18 protein-coding genes, 3 pseudogenes and 1 riboswitch are annotated in these 20,106 nt (G+C 53.7%); of the genes and pseudogenes, 7 read left to right on the top strand and 14 right to left on the bottom strand.

What is annotated here, in order from left to right; genetic code table 11:
- Positions 1 to 4: 4 nt before the first annotated feature.
- The 8 genes and pseudogenes from SCU88_RS08225 to SCU88_RS08190 form a co-directional block, all read right to left on the bottom strand.
- Entirely contained in the window at positions 5 to 712 is a 708-nt protein-coding gene (locus SCU88_RS08225) for a Bax inhibitor-1 family protein (protein WP_175339711.1), read from the bottom strand.
- Positions 713 to 773: 61 nt separating this feature from the next.
- Complete coding sequence (gene moaE, locus SCU88_RS08220; protein ID WP_138096518.1) at positions 774 to 1,226, bottom strand: molybdopterin synthase catalytic subunit MoaE; 453 nt, start codon at positions 1,224 to 1,226, stop codon at positions 774 to 776.
- 4 nt (positions 1,227 to 1,230) lie between these two features.
- On the bottom strand, positions 1,231 to 1,476 hold the full coding sequence (gene moaD, locus SCU88_RS08215; protein WP_138096517.1) for a molybdopterin synthase sulfur carrier subunit: 246 nt from the start codon (positions 1,474 to 1,476) through the stop codon (positions 1,231 to 1,233).
- A complete protein-coding gene (gene moaC, locus SCU88_RS08210; RefSeq protein WP_138096516.1) occupies positions 1,469 to 1,954 on the bottom strand; it encodes a cyclic pyranopterin monophosphate synthase MoaC in 486 nt (161 codons plus the stop codon). The genes moaD and moaC overlap by 8 nt, the downstream gene beginning before the upstream one ends.
- 2 nt (positions 1,955 to 1,956) lie before the next feature.
- Positions 1,957 to 2,469 (bottom strand): molybdenum cofactor biosynthesis protein B, encoded by a 513-nt coding sequence (gene moaB, locus SCU88_RS08205; protein WP_175339710.1) that lies wholly within the window; start codon positions 2,467 to 2,469, stop codon positions 1,957 to 1,959.
- Between the two features lie 55 nt (positions 2,470 to 2,524).
- Positions 2,525 to 3,514 (bottom strand): GTP 3',8-cyclase MoaA, encoded by a 990-nt coding sequence (gene moaA, locus SCU88_RS08200; protein WP_175339709.1) that lies wholly within the window; start codon positions 3,512 to 3,514, stop codon positions 2,525 to 2,527.
- Positions 3,502 to 3,640: riboswitch (molybdenum cofactor riboswitch) on the bottom strand. It overlaps the preceding gene by 13 nt.
- A gap of 407 nt (positions 3,641 to 4,047) precedes the next feature.
- A pseudogene (locus SCU88_RS08195) lies at positions 4,048 to 4,815 on the bottom strand (SDR family NAD(P)-dependent oxidoreductase).
- A 64-nt stretch (positions 4,816 to 4,879) separates the two neighbouring features.
- A pseudogene (locus SCU88_RS08190) lies at positions 4,880 to 6,103 on the bottom strand (MFS transporter).
- A gap of 248 nt (positions 6,104 to 6,351) precedes the next feature.
- Between SCU88_RS08190 and SCU88_RS08185 the strand changes: the two are divergent.
- The 5 genes and pseudogenes from SCU88_RS08185 (at position 6,352) to SCU88_RS08165 (ending at position 11,115) form a co-directional block, all read left to right on the top strand.
- Positions 6,352 to 7,272 (top strand): LysR family transcriptional regulator, encoded by a 921-nt coding sequence (locus SCU88_RS08185; protein WP_138096511.1) that lies wholly within the window; start codon positions 6,352 to 6,354, stop codon positions 7,270 to 7,272.
- Positions 7,273 to 7,434: 162 nt separating this feature from the next.
- Positions 7,435 to 7,758, top strand: a pseudogene (locus SCU88_RS08180) (hypothetical protein).
- A 319-nt stretch (positions 7,759 to 8,077) separates the two neighbouring features.
- Positions 8,078 to 9,607, top strand: a complete 1,530-nt coding sequence (locus tag SCU88_RS08175) for an MFS transporter (RefSeq protein ID WP_175339708.1) — start codon at positions 8,078 to 8,080, stop codon at positions 9,605 to 9,607.
- Positions 9,608 to 9,631: 24 nt separating this feature from the next.
- A complete protein-coding gene (yiaK, locus tag SCU88_RS08170; protein ID WP_175339707.1) occupies positions 9,632 to 10,648 on the top strand; it encodes a 3-dehydro-L-gulonate 2-dehydrogenase in 1,017 nt (338 codons plus the stop codon).
- A gap of 5 nt (positions 10,649 to 10,653) precedes the next feature.
- Positions 10,654 to 11,115 (top strand): YhcH/YjgK/YiaL family protein, encoded by a 462-nt coding sequence (locus tag SCU88_RS08165; RefSeq protein ID WP_138096508.1) that lies wholly within the window; start codon positions 10,654 to 10,656, stop codon positions 11,113 to 11,115.
- A 153-nt stretch (positions 11,116 to 11,268) separates the two neighbouring features.
- Here the strand turns inward: SCU88_RS08165 and SCU88_RS08160 are convergent, their stop codons facing one another.
- Positions 11,269 to 11,802, bottom strand: coding sequence for a hypothetical protein (locus SCU88_RS08160; RefSeq protein ID WP_431810111.1), 534 nt, complete (start codon positions 11,800 to 11,802; stop codon positions 11,269 to 11,271).
- Between the two features lie 233 nt (positions 11,803 to 12,035).
- On the opposite strand from SCU88_RS08160, the gene yvcK reads away from it, so the two are divergent.
- Complete coding sequence (gene yvcK / locus SCU88_RS08155; RefSeq protein WP_138096507.1) at positions 12,036 to 12,941, top strand: uridine diphosphate-N-acetylglucosamine-binding protein YvcK; 906 nt, start codon at positions 12,036 to 12,038, stop codon at positions 12,939 to 12,941.
- Here yvcK and uvrB read toward each other — a convergent pair whose 3' ends face one another.
- The gene (gene uvrB, locus SCU88_RS08150) at positions 12,942 to 14,957 is read right to left on the bottom strand and encodes an excinuclease ABC subunit UvrB (RefSeq protein WP_175339706.1); all 2,016 of its coding nucleotides are present in this window, start codon (positions 14,955 to 14,957) and stop codon (positions 12,942 to 12,944) included.
- Between the two features lie 773 nt (positions 14,958 to 15,730).
- On the opposite strand from uvrB, the gene SCU88_RS08145 reads away from it, so the two are divergent.
- On the top strand, positions 15,731 to 16,438 hold the full coding sequence (locus tag SCU88_RS08145) for an ABC transporter ATP-binding protein (protein WP_138096505.1): 708 nt from the start codon (positions 15,731 to 15,733) through the stop codon (positions 16,436 to 16,438).
- On the opposite strand, the gene bioD is transcribed toward SCU88_RS08145, so the two are convergent.
- From bioD to bioB, 4 genes are read right to left on the bottom strand one after another with little or no spacing between them, the layout of a single operon-like run.
- Positions 16,435 to 17,112 (bottom strand): dethiobiotin synthase, encoded by a 678-nt coding sequence (gene bioD / locus SCU88_RS08140; protein ID WP_175339705.1) that lies wholly within the window; start codon positions 17,110 to 17,112, stop codon positions 16,435 to 16,437. The genes SCU88_RS08145 and bioD overlap by 4 nt on opposite strands.
- Entirely contained in the window at positions 17,109 to 17,861 is a 753-nt protein-coding gene (gene bioC, locus SCU88_RS08135; protein WP_175339704.1) for a malonyl-ACP O-methyltransferase BioC, read from the bottom strand. The genes bioD and bioC overlap by 4 nt, the downstream gene beginning before the upstream one ends.
- The gene (gene bioF, locus SCU88_RS08130) at positions 17,845 to 19,002 is read right to left on the bottom strand and encodes an 8-amino-7-oxononanoate synthase (protein WP_138096503.1); all 1,158 of its coding nucleotides are present in this window, start codon (positions 19,000 to 19,002) and stop codon (positions 17,845 to 17,847) included. Before bioF ends, bioC begins: the two co-directional genes overlap by 17 nt.
- On the bottom strand, positions 18,999 to 20,042 hold the full coding sequence (gene bioB / locus SCU88_RS08125) for a biotin synthase BioB (RefSeq protein ID WP_138096502.1): 1,044 nt from the start codon (positions 20,040 to 20,042) through the stop codon (positions 18,999 to 19,001). Before bioB ends, bioF begins: the two co-directional genes overlap by 4 nt.
- Between the last annotated feature and the right edge of the window lie 64 nt (positions 20,043 to 20,106).

Raw genomic sequence — 20,106 nt, 5'->3', positions numbered from 1 at the left:
GCGGTTAACGGCGGTTGCCGAAAATACGCAGCAGCATCAGGAACAGGTTGATGAAGTCCAGATAGAGGGTCAGCGCCCCCAGAATGGAGTATCTGCGCATCTGGGCCTTATCCTGGGTATCTATCTGCTCGCCAAGATTCTTCAGCTTCTGGGTATCATAGGCCGTCAGCCCTACGAAGATCAGCACCCCGATATAGGTAATCGCCCACATCAGCGGCGTGCTTTTAAGCCACAGATTCACCAGCGATGCCAGAATCAGGCCAATCAGCCCCATAAACAGCAGGCTGCCCCATTTGCTGAGATCGCGCTGAGTGGTGTAGCCGTAGAGGCTCATGGCGCCGAACATGCCGCCGGTCACCACAAAAGTGCTGGCGATGGACGAATAGGTATAAACCAGGAAGATGCTGGAGAAGGTCAGCCCGGTGAGCGCCGAATAGAGCATAAACAGCCCGGTGGCGACACCAGGGCTTAACTTATGCACCAGTCCGGAAAGCACAAACACCAGCGCCAGTTGGGCGATAATCAGCCCGAAGAAGATAAACTTGCCGGAAAAGATGTACATCATCAGTTCCGGCGTGTTAGCGGCATACCAGGCGACAAAGCCGGTCAGCAGCAGGCCACAAGTCATCCAGCCATAAACCTGCGCCATATAGGTTTGCAGGCGGCTGCCCTGTTGAACGACGGTTGAATCAGAACGTGGATATCGGTCCATGATGGTTCCTCACAAAATTACCCCTGGGATCTTAAGATTAACACATTCGCAAGGGGGAGGATCACCAACGTCCGGCGGCGGACTTATCGCTCTCTTTGGCTTCGACCCAGCGCTCTCCTTCCGGCGTGGCTTCCCGTTTCCAGAACGGCGCCCGGGTTTTCAGGTAATCCATAATAAATTCGGCCGCTTCGAAGGCCTGGCTGCGGTGGGCGCCGGTCACACCGACAAAGACTATCTCGTCGCCGGGCCACAGTTCGCCGATGCGGTGAATTACCGTCACGCGCTGAAGCGGCCAGCGTTCGCGCGCTTCAACCACGATTTCCGCCAGCGCCTTTTCGGTCATTCCAGGGTAGTGCTCCAGAGTCAACGCGCTGACGCTGTCTCCCAGGTTATGGTTGCGCACCTTACCGGTAAAAGTCACCACCGCGCCATCGGCGTCGCAGGCGGCCAGCCACTGGTATTCTTCACCAACGTTAAAGCCGTCACGGCCTACGCGAATTCGGGTATCCTGCATCGTTTTAGCCCCCCGTAACCGGTGGGAAGAAGGCGACTTCGTCGCCGTCGCGCAGCGAATGGGTGACGGGCACCAGGGTCTGATTGACCGCGCAGAGCAGTTTACCGGGCGCCAAAGCCAGCGCCCAGCGGTCGCCACGTTCGACAAGGGCGCGACGCAGGGATTCCACGTCGCTAAACTCTCCTTCCAGGCTCAGGCTGTCGCAGCCCACCAGTTCGCGCACCTGGGCAAAAAAGAGCACATTAATCATGTTGTTCCACCCTGAAATCACCGGATTTGCCACCGCTCTTGGCCAGCAGACGCACCGGGCCAATCACCATATCTTTCTGCACCGCTTTACACATATCGTAGATAGTCAGCGCCGCCACCGACGCGGCGGTCAGAGCCTCCATCTCTACGCCGGTTTTACCGCTCAGGCGGCACATGGCCTCGATACGCACCCGGCTGTGCTCTGGTTCAGCGTTCAGGGACACTTCCACTTTGCTTAACAGCAGTGGATGGCACAGCGGAATCAGCTCCCAGGTGCGCTTGGCGGCCTGGATCCCGGCGATACGTGCGGTGGCGAACACATCACCCTTATGGTGCTGTCCGTCGACAATCATCGCCAGGGTTTCCGGGCGCATGGTGACAAAGGCTTCGGCGCGCGCTTCGCGGGTAGTTTCCGCCTTCGCGGAGACGTCCACCATGTGCGCTTCGCCGGACTGATTAATATGGGTCAGTTGCGACATCGTTAGCTCTTCAAATGCGGATGGAAATTACAGGGGCGGTTACGGGCATCAAGCTGGGCTGCGATAATTTTCTCCCAGGCTGTGTGGCAGGCTTTGGTCGCCCCCGGCATCGCGAAGATAAGCGTTCGGTTAGCGATACCGGCAATCGCACGCGACTGCAGCGTGGCGGTGCCGATCTCTTCAAAAGAGAGCATCCGGAACAGCTCGCCAAAACCGGTGACTTCACGGTCAAACAGCGGTAGCAGCGCTTCCGGCGCCTGATCGCCCTCGGTAAAACCGGTACCGCCGTTAATCAGTACCACCTGGACGTTCTCGTCGGCAATCCAGGCGGACACCTGGGCGCGAATGGCATAGCGGTTCTCTTTAACTATCGCTTTCGCCACCACCTGATGGCCAGCCTCCAGGGCTGCATCGCGCAGGTAGTGGCCGGAGGTATCATCATCTTCGCCGCGTCGGCTGGAAATAGTTAATACGGCGATGCGCGCCGCAATAAATTCTGCGCTTACCTTACTCATTGTTATTCTCCTTGATTGCGGAGCTGTTCGCCCGCCCCGTCAGGCTGTCCGCGGCTCAGCCGCCGATATACGAAAGATTCTGGGTAATGCCGGTATGGCCGTCATGCAGGAAGTGAGTCTGTTTTTTATGGGTCAGCGCGCGTTCGATACGCGCGCGCAGCTCATCCTGATGGTCATCGTCGGCCAGCAGATCGCGTAGCGCAATGCCGCCATCGCCGAACAGACACAGATGCAGATTTCCGATGGACGACACGCGCAGCCGGTTGCAGCTGGCGCAAAAGTCCTTCTCGTAGGGCATGATAAGGCCTATCTGACCGGCATAGTCGGGATGGCAGAAGACCTGGGCCGGGCCGTCGCTACGGCTGCGGATCTGGTGGATCCAGCCGCGTCTTAGCAGTTCGTCGCGCAGTACCGCGCCAGAGATATGATGCTTGCGGAACAGTTCGCCCCCTTCGCCGGTTTCCATCAGCTCAATAAAGCGCAGTTGGATCGGCCGCGACTGAATCCAGTCCAGGAAGGTGTCGAGCTGGTGATGGTTGACGTCGCGCATCAGTACGGTGTTGACCTTTACCCGCTCAAAGCCCGCGTCGAAGGCGGCATCGATACCAGCCATCACCTGGTCGAACTTATCCTGGCCGGTAATGGCGTGAAACTGACGGGCATCCAGACTGTCCAGGCTGACGTTGATGGCGGTCAGTCCCGCATCGCGCCAGGCGCGAACGTCGCGCGCCATGCGATAACCGTTGGTGGTCACCGCAATCTGGCGAACCGCCGGGTTTTCAGCAACGGCGGCCACAATATCGGTAAAGTCACGGCGCAGGGTCGGCTCGCCGCCGGTCAGGCGTACTTTTTCGGTGCCCAGCGCGGCAAAAGCGCGGGTGACGCGGCGAATCTCGTCGAGGCTCAGAAAGCCCTTATTGGTGACGCCATGGGGGCGATATCCGTCCGGCAGACAGTAAGTGCAGCGGAAGTTGCAGACATCGGTAATTGAGAGGCGCAGATAGTAAAATTTACGCTCAAACGCGTCGGTAAGTTGTGTGACCATGTACACCTTTCCAGATATCGGGAGATGCAGTCATTTCTTCCTGCACCCTGGTGGCCCGGAGCCACGGCCTGAGCGCCGTATCGTAGTCTGACTTAGGCGGCAAAGGCTTGAGTGTTTAATTGTGTCGTTACAGAGGCGATAGTAGCTGCAATTTTTGCTTTTCGCCAACCGCATCTTTCGTTATATATATTTATATATAGCGTTAATATTCAATACGTTGACGACAGAATACGTCAAAATCGCGCTTTTGCTTTGATATACATCATTATCTCCTGCAGCGCCCGGTCAACGCAAAGTGCCACCAGCGTTTGGCGTGTGCAGAGAGCGTTCTTCCCAGGCGAGCTACCGGCTATGCCGTTCATACCATTGCCCCAGGTTGCTATACCTATCCCTCTACAGGTAAAAACCCACGAAGTCACTACGCCTTTGCCTGCTTTATTTTTACGCTATGTGCAATGGCTGCTTTGTGCCAGGAGCGGACATTACAGATTACAATCACAAGAGATGATAATTACCCCGTTGTCTTATCAACGTTACTTTTTCATCCACGTATCAAACTGTTCTTTCCAGTCCGGGTGCCAGCGGGAAAGTGCCGGACGATTCTCTATAATGTCCTGGTTTGCCCATGCTATTCGTTTAGCATCCATCTCAGGTGTGACTTCATTATCAGGGCACAGGATATAAAAATCCCCACGGGTGAAGCCAGTTATGAAGTAGTCAACTACCTGAGCTGCAGTCCATGCGGCTTCTGGCTGAATATCGTTCTTCTCATCCATCCCCGGAAAATTCATCGGGGTCCAGGTGTAGCCTGGAATGAGAAGATGGGCCGTTACGCGATCGGCTGCAATCTGACGAAGCTCATGCGCTAACTGTTCCGTAAGTACTTTAATAGCGGCTTTCCCGGCACTGTAGGCAGCATTACCGGGTGGTGTGGTGATGCCTTCTTTCGAACCCAGATTTACCACAGCAGCAGGGGTATGATGAGAGAGCATATCCGGAACAAATAAATGCTGAAGAGTGATGGCAGAAAGCAGGTTAATCTATAAGTGTTTCAGCCAGCGTTCTGGCTCATCCCAGGGACCGGCTCCGGTATTCACTGCGGCATTGTTCACCAGTAATGACACATTGCCAAATTCAGTCTTCGTGTTGTTATAAAACGTTTGCAGGTCTTCATTGCTGGCCACATCGCCAACTGTGCTGCAAGTTTTGACCGCAAGTGATTCAGATAAAGACAAAAGTGCCTGCTCATCTCTGTCGAATAAGCTCAGTTGCATTCCTTCGGAAGCAAAACGTCTTGCCATTGCAGCGCCAAGCCCATGAGCGGCCCCGGTGATAACTGCTACGTTGTCGCGGATAATTATATTGTCAGGCATGCTGACTCCTTTTAGATGCAATTACGGATAAAACCATGAAAACTAATCCTCCAGATGCCAGAGCAGCGCCAACCCAACCCGTGGTCGCCCAACCAGCCCCAGCAGCGATTGCCATACCACCTAATGAAGCACCGATGGCATTAGATAGGTTAAAGGCGCTGTGATTGAGCGAGGCAGCCAGTGTCTGAGCATCGCTGGCGACGTTCATTAGGCGACTCTGGAGAGCAGGAACCAGGGCAAAACCGTTTCCCAGCAGGAATAATGCAATCAGGACAGCCCATTTCCATTGTGCGACGAGAGCAAATAACCCCAGGCAGCCAATGTTCCAGAAGAGCATGATAAAGATGGCCGGGATAAGTGATTTGTCTGCCATCCAGCCGCCAATTATATTTCCACAGACCATACCCATTCCCCACAAGACTAGCACCGCAGGAACCTCTGATAGAGAAAAGCGAGAGACCTGAGTCAAAGTTGGCGTGATATAACTATAAACAGCAAACATTCCGCCAAAACCGACAGTGGCTACGGCCAGCGTAAACCAGACCTGAGGCTTTGCCAGGGCACTCAATTCTCTCAAGGGTGAAGCATTATGGTCAGGCGAGGTTGAAGGTATGAAGAATTAGAGCATACATGCGGTGATCGTGACACCGACTGCTACGAACGAGAAAGCCACCCGCCAGCCCATTTGTTGTCCAAGCCATGTCATTGCAGGAACGCCTGCCACATTGGCAGCAGCAAGACCTAACATCACATAGCCGATATATTGAGTACGCCTCGATTCGGGTACCATCACAGATGCAGCCAGCCCGGCGACACCGTACCATGCTCCATGAGGCAGGCCTGAGATGAAACGCGCTACCATTAGTGAAGGGTAGCTCCATGCAAGAGCGCTAAACGCGTAGCCCAATAAAGCGATAAACAGCAGACAATAAAGCAGCCATTTTCTCGGCCATCTTGCTCCAATAACTGCCATCACCGGTGCCCCAATCACAACACCAACGGCGTATGAGCTAATATATTGTCCCGCGATGGGGATAGAAACCTGGGTTGCGTTTGCCAGAGAGGGAAGCAAACTCATTGTGGCAAACTCACCTGTACCAATAAAAAGGCCGCCCAGCGCTAACGTCAGGATAGCCGCAAACAAGCTTATCGGTGGCTTCACCAGATTATCTTTGTCGAAGATATCTTCATTATTCAGCGTTTCGGAATTATGCATAAATCAACCTGAAAGAACTGCGGCACAATGATGACCTGAGGCCAGCAAAGGCCCCAGATCTTGTAGGAAACGATTTTAATCGCAAATGCAGGCTTTTCTGATGAATTAACCAGGATGCTTTGTTGAATTCAACTCAACACTGGAAAGCAATCCACTAAATTGAATTCAACAAAACCCGACCCCATGGCATATTATTGAATATCACGAGATGTATTCGTGAGTCATGTTCAACGATTTGAGGTGTCACTATGCCTGTACGACCGGTAGCCCGTTTATCCCGTAGCGATCTTGCAGACCTTAATGCTTTCCGGGCTGTAGAGAGGTTGCGAAGCTTTACTCAGGCCGCTGTTGAACTAGGGATAACCACATCTGCCTTGAGTCACGCCGTCAGAAACCTTGAAGGAAGACTCGGTGTAAGGCTACTTAACCGAACCAGTCGAACCGTTTCGCCCACAGAGGCTGGTGCGAAGCTGTCGGCCCGTCTGAACGTTGGTTTTGAAGAAATCATTGAAGCCTTAGACGAAATTAATGCATCCAGAGAAAAACCTGTCGGACGCCTTCGACTCAATGTCCTCCATGACGGCGCAAGACTGATTATTGGTCCTCATCTTCCCGCATTTTTAAAACGCTACCCGGATATGCAGATTGATATCACTGTTGATGATCGCATGGTAGATATCATTTCAGAGGGGTTCGATGCGGGGATTCGCTATGGTGGAACCGTACCTGAAGATTTTATCGCGGTAAAATTAGGTCAGGAATTACGATGGGTTGCCGTAGCGTCACCACGATATCTTTACCACCATCAGTCTCCATTTATTCCGGAAGACCTTATGGCGCACTCTTGTATTCAAATTCGTACGGGTGCAGGAACTATCTATAAATGGGAATTCAGAAAAGATAGCGACTACCGTGAAATTGATGTCCCGGGACAGGTATGTGTTGGTGACACCATCACGGGCATAGACCTTGCTCTTGGCGATGTAGGGATCACCTACTGTCCGGAAAAAAGGGTTGAAAAGTATATTAAAAATGGTGAATTAAGAGTTGTCTTGCCTGACTGGTCACCTGTAGAGCCAGCTATGTATCTTTATTATCCCCGTAACCGTCATAATTTGCCGGGGCTACACGAATTTATCACGGTGTTACGAGAAAGAATGCCTGTCTAATTTCACTTACATGACAGTGTAAGTGTAAGCATCCCTGCAAAACGAACCCTACATTTTTTATTTATTGCGATGTAGGGTTCAGGTACTAAAAAGGTGAACTTCCGCTTATCGCTCATAAGGGACAACCATACTCAAATCTCCCACATTGCAGGAGATTTGAGTATGAACACGTCACCGTGGAACAAAGACCGTATCATAGGCCAAAAAAGACCACTTCAGATATCTCATATCTGGGGTATCCGAATCCGACTTGAACTGGAAGGTAAAACGCGCGATTTAGCTCCATTCAATATGGCCCTGGACAGTAAGCTTCGGGGCTGTGATCTGGTCAAACTCAAAGTATCTGATGTGGCATATGGTAGCTGATCTCTTCCCTTTGTTCAGATCCAACTTCTGTTGGGCTACAAGAAACTGGAAAGTACAGTCCGTTATTTTGGCATTGAAGTCGATGATGCGCTAGAGATCTCTGAATCGATTGAAGCCTAAGGTTGACAGGGCTGCAACAGCGGCCCTGTGCCATAAGCGGAGCTTTAGGCAAAGTATTTCTGAATGATTCAGACACCAATATCGACAGTTTACGTTCGTCAACGAACTAACTAACAAGTACAGCGTAATAATATATTAACCAATTGAAATATGGGTATTTTTTAATATTTCAATCTATGCTTAATATTCTATTGGTTAACAACCTATGTAAATATTTATGTGAAGTAGGACATGTTTTTTTATAGTTAAACTTGTATGGTAGTATTCATCGGCGTAGATTTTAACCAACCTAAATGATTGACAGTCTTAAGGGTATAAAATGATAAATCGTGACATGGATAAGCCTATAAAGCTAAAAAATATGCTGGCTTATGGCGGCGGTGATTTTTTTGGCGGTGGCAGTTTCGCTGTACTTGGCCTTTGGTTAATGTTCTTTTATACCACCTATGCCGGATTAAGCCCGGCACAGGCAGGAGCTATTATTGCTATCGCGCGTCTCCTGGATGCATTTTTTGACCCGTTAATGGGTTATGTCACCGATAATTTTTATCGAACCAGGATTGGCCAGAAATATGGTCGTAGGGGATTCTTCTTTCTGTTTGGCGGGCCACTTGTAATGTTTACTTATATTATCATGTGGATAAACGGAATGGGCTTCTTCTATTACCTATCAACTTACATCCTGTTCTATGTCGCATATACCTTAGTTATTGTTCCCTATGAAACGTTAGCCGCAGAAATGACTAATGACTTCAAAGAACGCTCGAAACTGACTGGGATAAGGATGTTCTTCTCAACCGGAGCTGGCATTCTTGCGGCCTGGTTACCAGGACGGATCATCAACTTTCTTGGGGATAGTAACCCCTCTTCATTCCTCTATATGGGGGTTATCTTTGGGGTGCTTTTTGCAGTGGTTATTCTCTGCCTGTATCTCTTTACATGGGAGCGGCCTATAGCCTTTGACCCTGATTCACCGAGAAAGGACTTCTCCCAGGATATGAAGCATCTGTTCCGTTCCCTGATATCTACGTTCCAGTTAAGAACGTTCAGACAACACGTTGGCATGTACCTGGGCGCATATGTGGCGCTTGACGTCCTCGGAGCGATACTTGCGTATTACATAATCTTTGTCCTGGGCGAGACGCCGGTTAATGCTTCAAATGCCTTAACGTTTATGACGATAGTGCAATTTTTATGTGTAGCTTTATTTATTACCCTCTGTATTAAATTTGGTAATGGCAAGTCATATAAAATTGCGCAAAGCTTTATGTTGCTGAGCGTGACATTGTTCCTGGCCATTCATTTTTTCGCCCTGCCGTATAGTTCCTGGCTGGTCTATGTCGCAGCGCTGCTGATGGGAATCGGTCGTTCAGGTACTTATTATGTCTGCTGGAATATTTATAGCTTTATTCCGGATATCGATGAAATGCTTACAGGCAAACGCCGGGAAGGTATTTTCGCAGGCGTAATGACATTTGTGCGTAAAGCTGTGCAGGCCCTTGCTCTCTTCCTGGTCGGTGTTATTCTTCAGTATTATGGGTTCGTCGCAAAAAGCATGTCACAAGGTCCTGAAACAATTCATGGTATTGTAATGGTGTTCGGCGTTGGTTCTGTTGCATTCCTTACCTTCGGTATTCTCTGCTCATTGAAGTTCAGACTCACGCAGAAAAATCATGCGGTCCTTGTCGATGAAATTAGTCGGCTAAAAAACAATGGCAGCAAAAAAAATGTAACACCAGAGACAAAAGAAATAGTCGAATTACTTACCGGCTGGGACTATGAATACCTGTGGGGAAACAACAAAGTTTCTCGTGAGGATACTTCTTTATCAAAAGCATCACAGAGTTAATTCTTAATATATAAAGGATACGTTATGGCATTAGTTAAATTTGACGAGATGAAGCACACCGTTAAACAAGCATTTATGAATTCTGGTTTAAGCGAAAAGCAAGCTGACATTTGTGCTCAAATTCATACCGAAGCGAGCTGCGATGGTATTTTCTCTCATGGTCTGAACCGTGTTGCCCGTTTTGTGGATTACGTTAAAAAAGGCTGGGTGGATATTAACGCTGAGCCTAAGCAGGTCAAAACCCTTGGCAGCATGGAGATTTACGATGGTCAGCGCGGCATCGGCATTACCAATTCACTGTTTGCAGTGGAAAGAGCAATGCAGCTCGCCAGTGAATTTGGTATCGCGATCGTTGGTATGCGCAATACCACCCACTGGATGCGTGGCGGTACCTACGGCTGGAAAGCCGCTGAGAAAGGTTATGCCGCGATTTGCTGGACGAATACAGAATCCTGTATGCCAGCATGGGGAGCTAAAAACCCACGTCTAGGTAATAACCCTTATGTCATGGCTGTACCGATGAAAAAAGGTGCCCTGGTTCTTGATATGGCAATGTCTCAGTACGCTTACGGCAAGCTGCAAGTAACCCGTCTCAAAGGTGAAAAATTGCCGTTCCCTGGTGGTTTTGATAAAGAGGGTAACCTGACGGATGAACCTGGTCCGATTGAAGAGTCTATGCGTATCCTGCCAACCGGCTACTGGAAAGGCTCTGGCATGGCAGTACTGCTCGATGCCATGGCGGCATTCCTGACTGCCGGTGTGCCGACTAACGAGATCGATAAAATCCAGGAAGGTAGTTGTACCGGTGCGAGTCAGGTATTTATGGTGTTTGATCCTAAACATTTTGGCGGTAAAGAATTCAGTGAAAATATGGCCGCGAGTGTCGCTGAGTATGTGAAAACCTCGACTCCAGCCGAAGGCCAGCGTGATGTGTACTACCCTGGTGAAATGGAGCTGGCTAACCGTACTAATTTCAGCGCAAACGGTATTCCGGCGGATGATGGCGTCTGGGCAGAAGTACAAGAACTGGCGAAACGGTAGTGACCATGATTACAGGAAATATCGAACAATTAAGTAAATCTCAGATTGAGCTGCCAGTTGCCATCTATGAAGTTCTCAGCGCGATTAAGGATTTAGATTTTTCAGTGCATCCTGATGGACAGAAAGAAGTAAATGGCGTTATTTTTAAGACATTTACAGCGAATACTGATCTGCCTGAGAAACGCACTCCTGAAACACATAAAGACTTTATTGATGTTCAATTCGTGATCTCTGGAAATGAGCTGGCTGAATTTGGTTGCCTTGGGGATATAAAACCTAATATGGAAAAACCAGAGGATGATAATTATTTTTACGATCGTCCCGATCTTGATCTGAATCAAATGACGTTGAAAGATGGTGATTTCATTATCTTCTTTCCATGGGATATTCACTCACCATTGTGTCACAAAAGCGTCATCAGTAGAGTCAGGAAAATAGTTGCTAAAGTTCCTGTTGCTTCACTTTAAAAATAAGCCACTCCTTAAAATGGAGTGGCTTATTTTATTGTTTTATTAAGGTTGAATTAGTCATTCACCCACCGTGATAATCCGAACGCCTGATCCCTGCCCCATGCCGTGCCTCTATTTTCAGTTGCTTACGCCATACCCGGTTATGTAACATCAGGCTATTGACCGATAGAACACCGACAAATTCATCCACATAATACTCAGACCGAAGAATATCAGCCCTAAAACAGATGGTATCTGCGGCGTGTAATTATCAACAGAGCCGAATAAAAATGAAAACCAGGAAGAGACAAAATAAACACTGGCTATCATTCCTGTCAACACAATAACCACAAGATGTAATTTATATCCCGTTAAAGAACCACGTGAAGTCAGTAACATAGTGGTCATAATAATCACACAATAAACCACTGCGGCAAAGAACACTCCCATTAATACCTTATGTTCCGGTAACCCCAGCCAGCGAAACAGCATCATCCAGACAGAAACCTGTGGCATGGCGTAGCAAAAAATGGCAAGTATCATGCTGATAGCTAAGGGAATACCTGTTATATGTATGCTGACAGGCACGCCGAATCGGCTTTTTAATCGATCTTTTAACAACTCAAGTCGCTGCGGATCATCAGTCGCCATTTTCTTTGTAGTGACAGAGCTTAACGCAAGGCTCTTTCTAATATATTTCATCATCGCCGGGTCAATGATTTCCTGTAAATGAGAACGACTGAATTAAACCAAAAATGCATTTTCCGGATTACGCAATATTCTGAGGATTCCTGATGGTACCCGAAATTGCACTACCGACAAACGCTGAAGAGTTTGCAACGGCATTCATCGACTCAGGAGGCAAGAGTAACCGCAATTCGTCTTTTCCACCACTTTGCGCTACCTTAAGGGCGGAAAGTTATCCTGAAGGAATCGCTATGCGTAGTCGCACTTTTGCCGATCTTGACCGGGTGGTCGCCCTGGGCGGTGGTCACGGGCTGGGGCGCGTGATGTCTGCCCTCTCCTCTCTGGGCTCGCGCCTTACCGGCATTGTTACCACCACCGATAACGGCGGCTCCACAGGCCGTATCCGCCGCTCCGAAGGCGGTATTGCCTGGGGGGATACGCGCAACTGCCTGAACCAGTTAATTACCGAGCCCAGCGTGGCATCGGCGATGTTTGAGTATCGTTTTGGCGGTAATGGCGAGCTTTCGGGCCATAACCTCGGAAATTTGATGTTAAAGGCGCTGGATCACCTGAGCGTGCGGCCGCTGGAAGCCATTAACCTGATTCGCAACCTGCTCAAGGTCGATGCTTTTCTGATCCCCATGTCCGAACAGCCGCTGGATCTGGCCGCTACCGACAGCGATGGTAATCTGGTGTATGGCGAGGTGGATATCGACCAGCTCAGCGCGCCTCCGGCGGATTTGATGCTATCGCCAAAGGGCCAGACCACCCGCGAAGCCCTGCAGGCCATTGCCGACGCCGATCTGATCATTATGGGGCCCGGCAGCTTCTATACCAGCCTGATGCCCATTCTGCTGCTTGAAGATATGGCCCAGGCTCTGCGCCGAACCCCGGCACCGGTGGTGTTTATCGATAACCTGGGCGCGGAACACAGTCCCGCCGCCGATCTGGATCTGGGTCAACGGCTGGCGCTCATGGAGCGCCACGTGGGGAAACACTTTGTAGATGCGGTGGTGGCGCGCCCCGGCGTCAGCACCCAGGGCTGCGGCGACCGGACTATCATTGAGGAGCCGCTGGAGGCCAGCGACATTCCCTACCGCCACGATCGCCACCTGCTGCGCCTGGCGCTGGAAAAAGCGCTCCAGGCGCTGGGCTGATCAAGAAGCGGCGATAAACAGTTCGCGCAGCTGGTGAATCTGGTCGCGCAATGCCGCCGCCTCTTCGAACTCCAGATCCCGGGCGTGCTGCATCATCTGCTCTTCCAGTTGCTGAATCTTCTGCTGCAGCGCCTTCGGCGTCATCTCTGCCGCTTCCGGCACTGCGGCCGCCCGACCGCGACCGCGTCCCTTCGCTTTGGTGCGCGCCAGCCCCTGGCCCAGCGCCAGAATATCCACCACCTTCTTGTTAAGCCCCTGGGGCACAATGCCGTGCTCTTCGTTATAGCGCTGCTGCTTCTCGCGACGGCGTTCGGTTTCGCCAATCGCCTTCGCCATGGAAGGAGTAATCTTATCGCCGTACAGAATCGCCTGGCCGTTAACGTTACGCGCAGCGCGGCCAATGGTCTGAATCAGGGAGCGTTCTGAACGCAGGAAGCCCTCTTTATCGGCATCAAGAATCGCCACCAGCGAGACTTCCGGCATATCCAGCCCCTCTCGCAGCAGGTTGATCCCCACCAGCACATCGAATTCGCCCAGTCGCAGGTCGCGAATAATCTCCATCCGCTCCACGGTATCGATATCCGAATGCAGATAGCGTACCCGCTCCCCGTGCTCTTCCAGATATTCGGTCAGGTCTTCCGCCATGCGTTTGGTCAGGGTGGTCACCAGCACCCGTTCGTTGCGTGCGGCACGTTGACGGATCTCCGACAGCAGATCGTCCACCTGAGTCGCTACCGGTCGGACCTCGATCATCGGATCCAGCAGGCCGGTAGGCCGCACCACCTGATCGATCACATCGCCGCCGGATTTTTCCATCTCGTAATTGCCCGGCGTCGCGGAAACGTAGATGGTCTGGGGCGCCAGCGCCTCGAACTCTTCAAATTTCAGCGGGCGGTTATCCAACGCCGACGGCAGCCGAAAACCGTACTCCACCAGGGTCTCTTTACGCGCCCGGTCACCGCGGAACATGCCGCCAATCTGGGGAATGGTCACGTGGGATTCATCCACCACCAGCAGTCCGTCTGCGGGCAGATAGTCGAACAGGGTCGGCGGCGGCTCGCCCGGGCCGCGCCCGGAAAGATAGCGTGAGTAGTTTTCGATGCCCGAGCAGTAGCCCAGCTCGTTCATCATCTCCAGATCGAACTGAGTACGCTGGCTCAGGCGCTGCTCTTCCAGCAGTTTATCGTTAGCCAGTAGCACTTTGCGGCGATCGGCCAGTTCGACTTTGATCTCTTCCATCGCCTGGATGATGCGCTCGCGCGGCGTCACATAGTGGGTTTTGGGGTAGATGGTGTAGCGCTGCACCGTGGACTCCACGTGGCCGGTCAGCGGATCGAACAGCGACAGCCGCTCCACTTCGTCATCGAACAGCTCCACCCGCAGCGCTATCTCGTCGGATTCCGCCGGGAAGATATCGATAACCTCGCCGCGCACCCGGAAGGTGCCGCGCTGGAACGCCTGATCGTTACGGGTGTATTGCAGCTCCGCCAGACGCCGCAGAATCGAACGCTGATCCACCAGCATCCCGACGGTCAGATGCAGCATCATCTTCAGGTAGAGGTCGGGATCGCCCAGACCATAGATAGCGGATACCGATGCCACCACCACCACATCGCGCCGCTCCAGCAGCGCTTTGGTGGCCGACAGTCGCATCTGCTCGATGTGCTCGTTCACAGAGGCATCTTTTTCAATAAAGGTATCGGAGCTGGGCACGTAAGCTTCGGGCTGATAGTAATCGTAATAAGAGACGAAATACTCCACCGCGTTTTCCGGGAAGAACTCCTTCATTTCGCCATACAGCTGCGCCGCCAGGGTTTTGTTCGGCGCCAGCACCATGGTGGGGCGCTGCAAATTCGCGATGACGTTGGCAATAGTGAAGGTTTTCCCCGAGCCGGTTACCCCCAGCAGAGTCTGGTGCGCCAGCCCGTCATCCAGCCCCTCGCAGAGGCGTTTAATGGCATCAGGCTGGTCGCCGGAAGGTTGGAAGGCGGAGTGGAGTTTTAACGCTTTGCTCATGGCGGGCTACCTGGTGGTGAAGAAGTGTGCAAGCCGGAGAGTAATTTTACTCGCCATGGCGGCTTTTGCCAATCACAATAGCTGGATGAAAACACAGTAACCTGCTATTCACCTCCCCCTCCTCACACCGATTCACCGGTAAAAATCTGCCGTTTGGCCGCCGCATCGGATGATTTAACCTGGCGATTTCGGTTATCCCCAGAGAGCGGGTAAATTTTAACATTTGTCAAGCAAGGCGATGAAAGTTTTATTTCCTGAGATGGCAGTTTTATGACAAGGATTGATTTTATTTAACTCGTTGAAATAAATTAATTTTTAAATAAAGGCGGCTTTGACACCAATTCAGGCGCGGACCGCGTCTTTTCTTGCTTACCGCAGGTTTTCTAACTCTAATGCACAAGGTTATCCACAGGAATAGTGGATAACTGCTCCAGGCCCACAGACCATGCCGTCTGTCCAAAAGCCCTGATTTGTGTGTGTCAGGCCGCAAAAAAAAGTTTTGCGCTTTTTTTTCTCTCTTAAACCGTCCGAGGCACATTCCAGTCTGGCACCATAAAGTCCCCTTTCTGCACCAAAAGGGCGAGCCCCCCGGCACCGGTGAAGTGCAGGCTGACGCCCCAGCCAGCAGAGTAAAACTCTGCATTGCAGCGTTTTATCCGTTTTTTTAGCGGGTGTCTGCTCTTTCCGCTCATTGAAATAGCTGGCAAGCGATTTGCAGTGGTTCCTGATAGCCGCGCACGCGGTGGCCGATAACCCAGGCGGAGGAGTGAGCCATGTTGAGTGTACGCGCAGTGAATCAGTTTTACGGTGAGCGCCACGTATTATGGAATGTGGATCTGGAGCTGGCGCCGGGAGAGTGCACCTGTCTGTTAGGCGAGCCGGGCGCGGGTAAAACCACCCTGGCCAACTGTATCACCGGCCACCTGCCGGTACAGAGCGGCACCCTGCTCTGGCATGCCCCCGGTGGTCCGCCGGAGGATTTGCGTAATATGTCGGTCGCACGCAGGGCGGCACTGGGCATTGGCTACCTGCCCCAGGGTCGGCGGCTGTTTACTCAGCTTTCGGTCGAGGAGAATCTGCATATCGCGCACAGAGCGGTGAATACCGCTCCCCGCGCCATTCCGCCGCTGATCGACACCCTGTTTCCGGCGCTTTATGCCATCCGACATCTGCGCGCCAGCGCGCTGCCTGGTGTGCTGCAACAGCAGCTGTCGTTAGCTCTGGCGCTGGTCACTGCTCCACGGCTGCTGATTCTGGATGAGCCCCTGAGCGCACACCCGCAAACGCCGCTGGAAGAGATGGCGCTGCTGGTGAAACGGCTGGTTCAGGAGTTTGGAATGACGATTCTGATGGCCGAGTGCAGCCTGTCGTTCATCCGCAAAGTGGCGGATCGTTTCTGTCTACTGCATCGCGGCCGTAACCTGGCCCAGGGCAGGCCAGGTCAACTGGATGAACGACTACTGGGCTGGATGGCGCCTTAGGCGTCAAGCAGGGTCAGATCGAGCCACCGGTCGCCAGGTACGGCAGGATCCGTAAGCCAGGGGATCTCGCCAAGCATCGGCGCGGGCAACCGCTCGCGCAGCGTGGCAAGGTATTCCGCATGGCGGCGGCCGGGTTGCTGAACATTATTGGCGACCCAGCCCGCCAGCCGCAGCCCGGCGCTCTGCACCGCGGCGGCGGTCAGCAGCGCATGGTTGATGCAGCCAAGCTTAATCCCCACCACCAGAATGACCGGCAGTTGCTCTTCCACGACCCAGTCGGAAAAATAGCGGCGTTCAGACAGTGGCGTAAACCAGCCCCCGGCACCTTCCACCAGTACCCAGTCAGCCTGCTGCTCCAGAACACGCAGCCCGGCGGAAAGCTGGCTGAATTCAATAGGCCTGCCCTCTTCTGTGCTGACGATATGCGGCGAGGTCGGCTCCAGAAACGCCAGCGGATTCACCTGGGCATAGTCCAGCGTCAGGGTACTGTGACGCTGCAGGGCCAGAGCATCGCCATTACGTATCCCTTCACGGGTCATCCGGCTTCCGGACGCCACCGGTTTATAGCCCGCCGTGCGCCAGCCCGCCCGGGCGGCGGCCTGTAACAGCGCGCAGCTGGCGACGGTTTTTCCCACTTCGGTATCGGTTCCGGTTACAAACCAGCGCTTAGTCACTTCTCGATCACTCCATAAAACAGTTGATAACTCAGAGGAAATTGCCCCTCATGTTGCGGCCAGGCCAGGGTCAGCGCCTTAAGCTGGCTGCGGGTCAGGGTTCGGGCGGTACGGCCGTCGTGCAGATGGGTGGCACCAATGCCCTTAAGCGAACGCATGGCGCTGAGCGGATCGGCAAAATGCAGCCTGACCGTCTCGCAGAACCAGCGCATACCGGGCGCGTCAGCCGCACGCGCAATCTGCCCGGCGGTCAGGAAGCGATTGGCGTGGCGCTGGCTATCCACCGCCCGCCACGCCTGATGCAGCTCCGGCAGCGAGCCGTCGCACAGAGTGCTGAACAGCACCCGACCTCCGGGACGTGTCACCCGCTTCAGCTCCGACAGGCCGCGGGAGAGGGAGCTGCACCACTGCACCGCCAGGCTGCTCCACGCAAGTTCGACGCTATCAGTCGCCAGCGGTAACGCCTCGATATCACCCTGCACGCAATGGTGAGCCGCCTCGCAGGCCCGCACCCGGGTCAGCATGGCCGGAGCCAGGTCCAGGGCAATCACCTGACTGCCGCGCTGGCGCCAGAGGTGACTGAAAAAACCGGTACCGCAACCGGCATCAAGCACCCGGTCCGGGGTCCGCTCTCCGGCTTCCTGCATCAGCCGCTGACCACTAAGACGCTGCAGTTCGGCAAATCGGTCGTAGGTGGCGGCCGCCCGCCCGAAGGCGCCGGCCACGGCCTGTTTATTCACGGCAGTCATTCAGCGCCTCCAGTAACGCATCGATATCCTGTTCCTGATGGGCCGCGCTCAGGGTCAGCCGCAGCCGCGCAGTCCCGACAGGCACCGTTGGTGGACGAATCGCGCAGCACCAGAATCCGCGTTCACGCAGGCGCTGAGCCAGTCGCAATGCGCGACCGTTATCGCCAACAATCAGCGGCTGGATGGCCGTTTCCGATGCCGCGAGCTGAAACGGCAACCCTGCCGCTCCGGCCCGAAAGCGGGCAGTCAGACGCTGCAAGTGCCGACGCAGCGTGTCTCCCTGCGGCGATCGGATTATCGCAAGCGACGCCGATAACGCCTGGGCCTGGGCGGGTGGCATGGCGGTGCTGTAAATCAGATGACGGGCGAACTGCAGCAGATAATCGGCAACCGACTCGCTGCACAGCACCGCCGCACCGCTTACGCCAAAGGCCTTGCCGAAGGTCACTACCAGCAGTTCGGGCTGAATCCCGGCCTGATGACAGCTGCCGCGCCCCTGCTCCCCGATAACGCCAGTGCCGTGGGCATCGTCCACCATCAGCCAGCTACCGCTGGCCTGGGTGATAGCGTGAACCTCCGCCAGCGGCGCGCGGTCACCGTCCATACTGAAGATCCCTTCGGTGATCGCCAGTTGCTGACCGGCGCAGGGAGCGGCCAGCAGACGGCTTAACGCCGCCATATCGTTATGGGGAAAGCGCCGTAGCTGCGCCGGGCTCAGGCTCGCCGCTTCCAGCAGCGAGGCGTGGCTCAATCGATCCGCCACCAGCCGATCCTCCCTGCGGGCCAGCGCGCTTATCACCGCCTGATTAGCGGCAAAACCAGAGATAAACAGCAACGCGCGCGGATAGCCCAGCCAGTCGGCCAGTTCCCGCTCCAGGGTTTCGTGGGCTTCGCTGTAGCCGGTAACGTGGCCGGAACCACCGCTCCCTACGCCGTAGCGCGCCGCGCCATCCTGCCAGGCGGCAATGATTTCCGGATGGCGGCTCAGCCCCAGATAATCGTTACTGGAAAAGTTGCGCCACTGGCGCTCTCCCATCTGCAACAGCCGACCATTGCCGCCGCTCAGCGACTGCCGAACCCGGAAGCTATCAGCGGCGCGTCGTTCATCAAGCGCGGCATCGATGCGCTGCGACCAGCTCATAGCGCAGCCGCGTCGTACCAGGGAGCGCTGGCGTCAGCGCGTTCGATCTGGCGGGTCAACTGCTCCTGCTGTTCGTTATCACCCGCTTCCACGCCGTGCGACTGCGGATTCAGCCCCAGTTTGCGGAACAGCAGCAGATCTTTATCCTCTTCCGGATTAGGAGTGGTGAGCAGCTTGCAGCCATAGAAAATCGAGTTGGCCCCGGCCATAAAACACATAGCCTGAGTCTGTTCGTTCATCTGTTCGCGACCGGCAGACAAACGCACGTAAGAACGCGGCATCATGATGCGCGCCACGGCGATGGTACGAATAAAATCGAAAGGGCAGACATCGTCGTTTTCAGCCAGCGGCGTCCCCTTCACCTTCACCAGCATGTTGATCGGCACGCTTTCCGGGGGCGTGGGTAGATTCGCCAACTGTAACAGCAGACCGGCTCTGTCTTTCACCGTTTCCCCCAGGCCGACAATACCGCCAGAACACACTTTGATCCCGGCGTCTCGTACCCGATCAAGGGTGTCCAGCCGCTCCTGATAGCTGCGGGTCGTGATGATATTGCCGTAGAACTCCGGCGAGGTGTCCAGGTTGTGGTTGTAATAATCCAGACCGGAGCCCGCCAGCCGCTGGGCCTGTTCGTCGCTGAGGGTTCCCAGCGTCATGCAGGTTTCCATACCCAGCGCCTTCACCCCCTGAACCATCTGCTCAAGGTATGGCATATCGCGATCGTTAGGGTTTTTCCACGCCGCCCCCATGCAGAAACGGGTGGATCCGGCATCCCGCGCCTGGCGGGCAGAGGTCAGTACCTGTTCGACCTCCATCAGCTTTTCCGCCTCCAGCCCGGTTTTGTAGCGCGCGCTCTGGGGGCAGTATTTACAGTCTTCGGGGCAGGCGCCGGTCTTAATCGACAACAGCGTGCTCACCTGCACCTGACGCGGGTCGAAATGCTGGCGATGTACCTGCTGCGCTTCGAACAGCAGATCCAGAAAGGGTTTATCGAACAGGGCGTTAACCTGCTCCATTGTCCAGCGAGCGGGATGAGTCATGAGCCTCTCCAATGGGGGTGTTGTTTATTTCGGTTTTTGGTTATCCTTGTAAACCTAAATCTTT

The organism is Jejuibacter sp. L23, from assembly GCF_050815825.1.
Classification (GTDB): Bacteria; Pseudomonadota; Gammaproteobacteria; order Enterobacterales; family Enterobacteriaceae; genus Jejubacter; species Jejubacter calystegiae.
The sequence above is the reverse complement of the archived record's forward strand: the minus strand, read 5'-3'. Positions and strand labels throughout refer to the sequence as shown.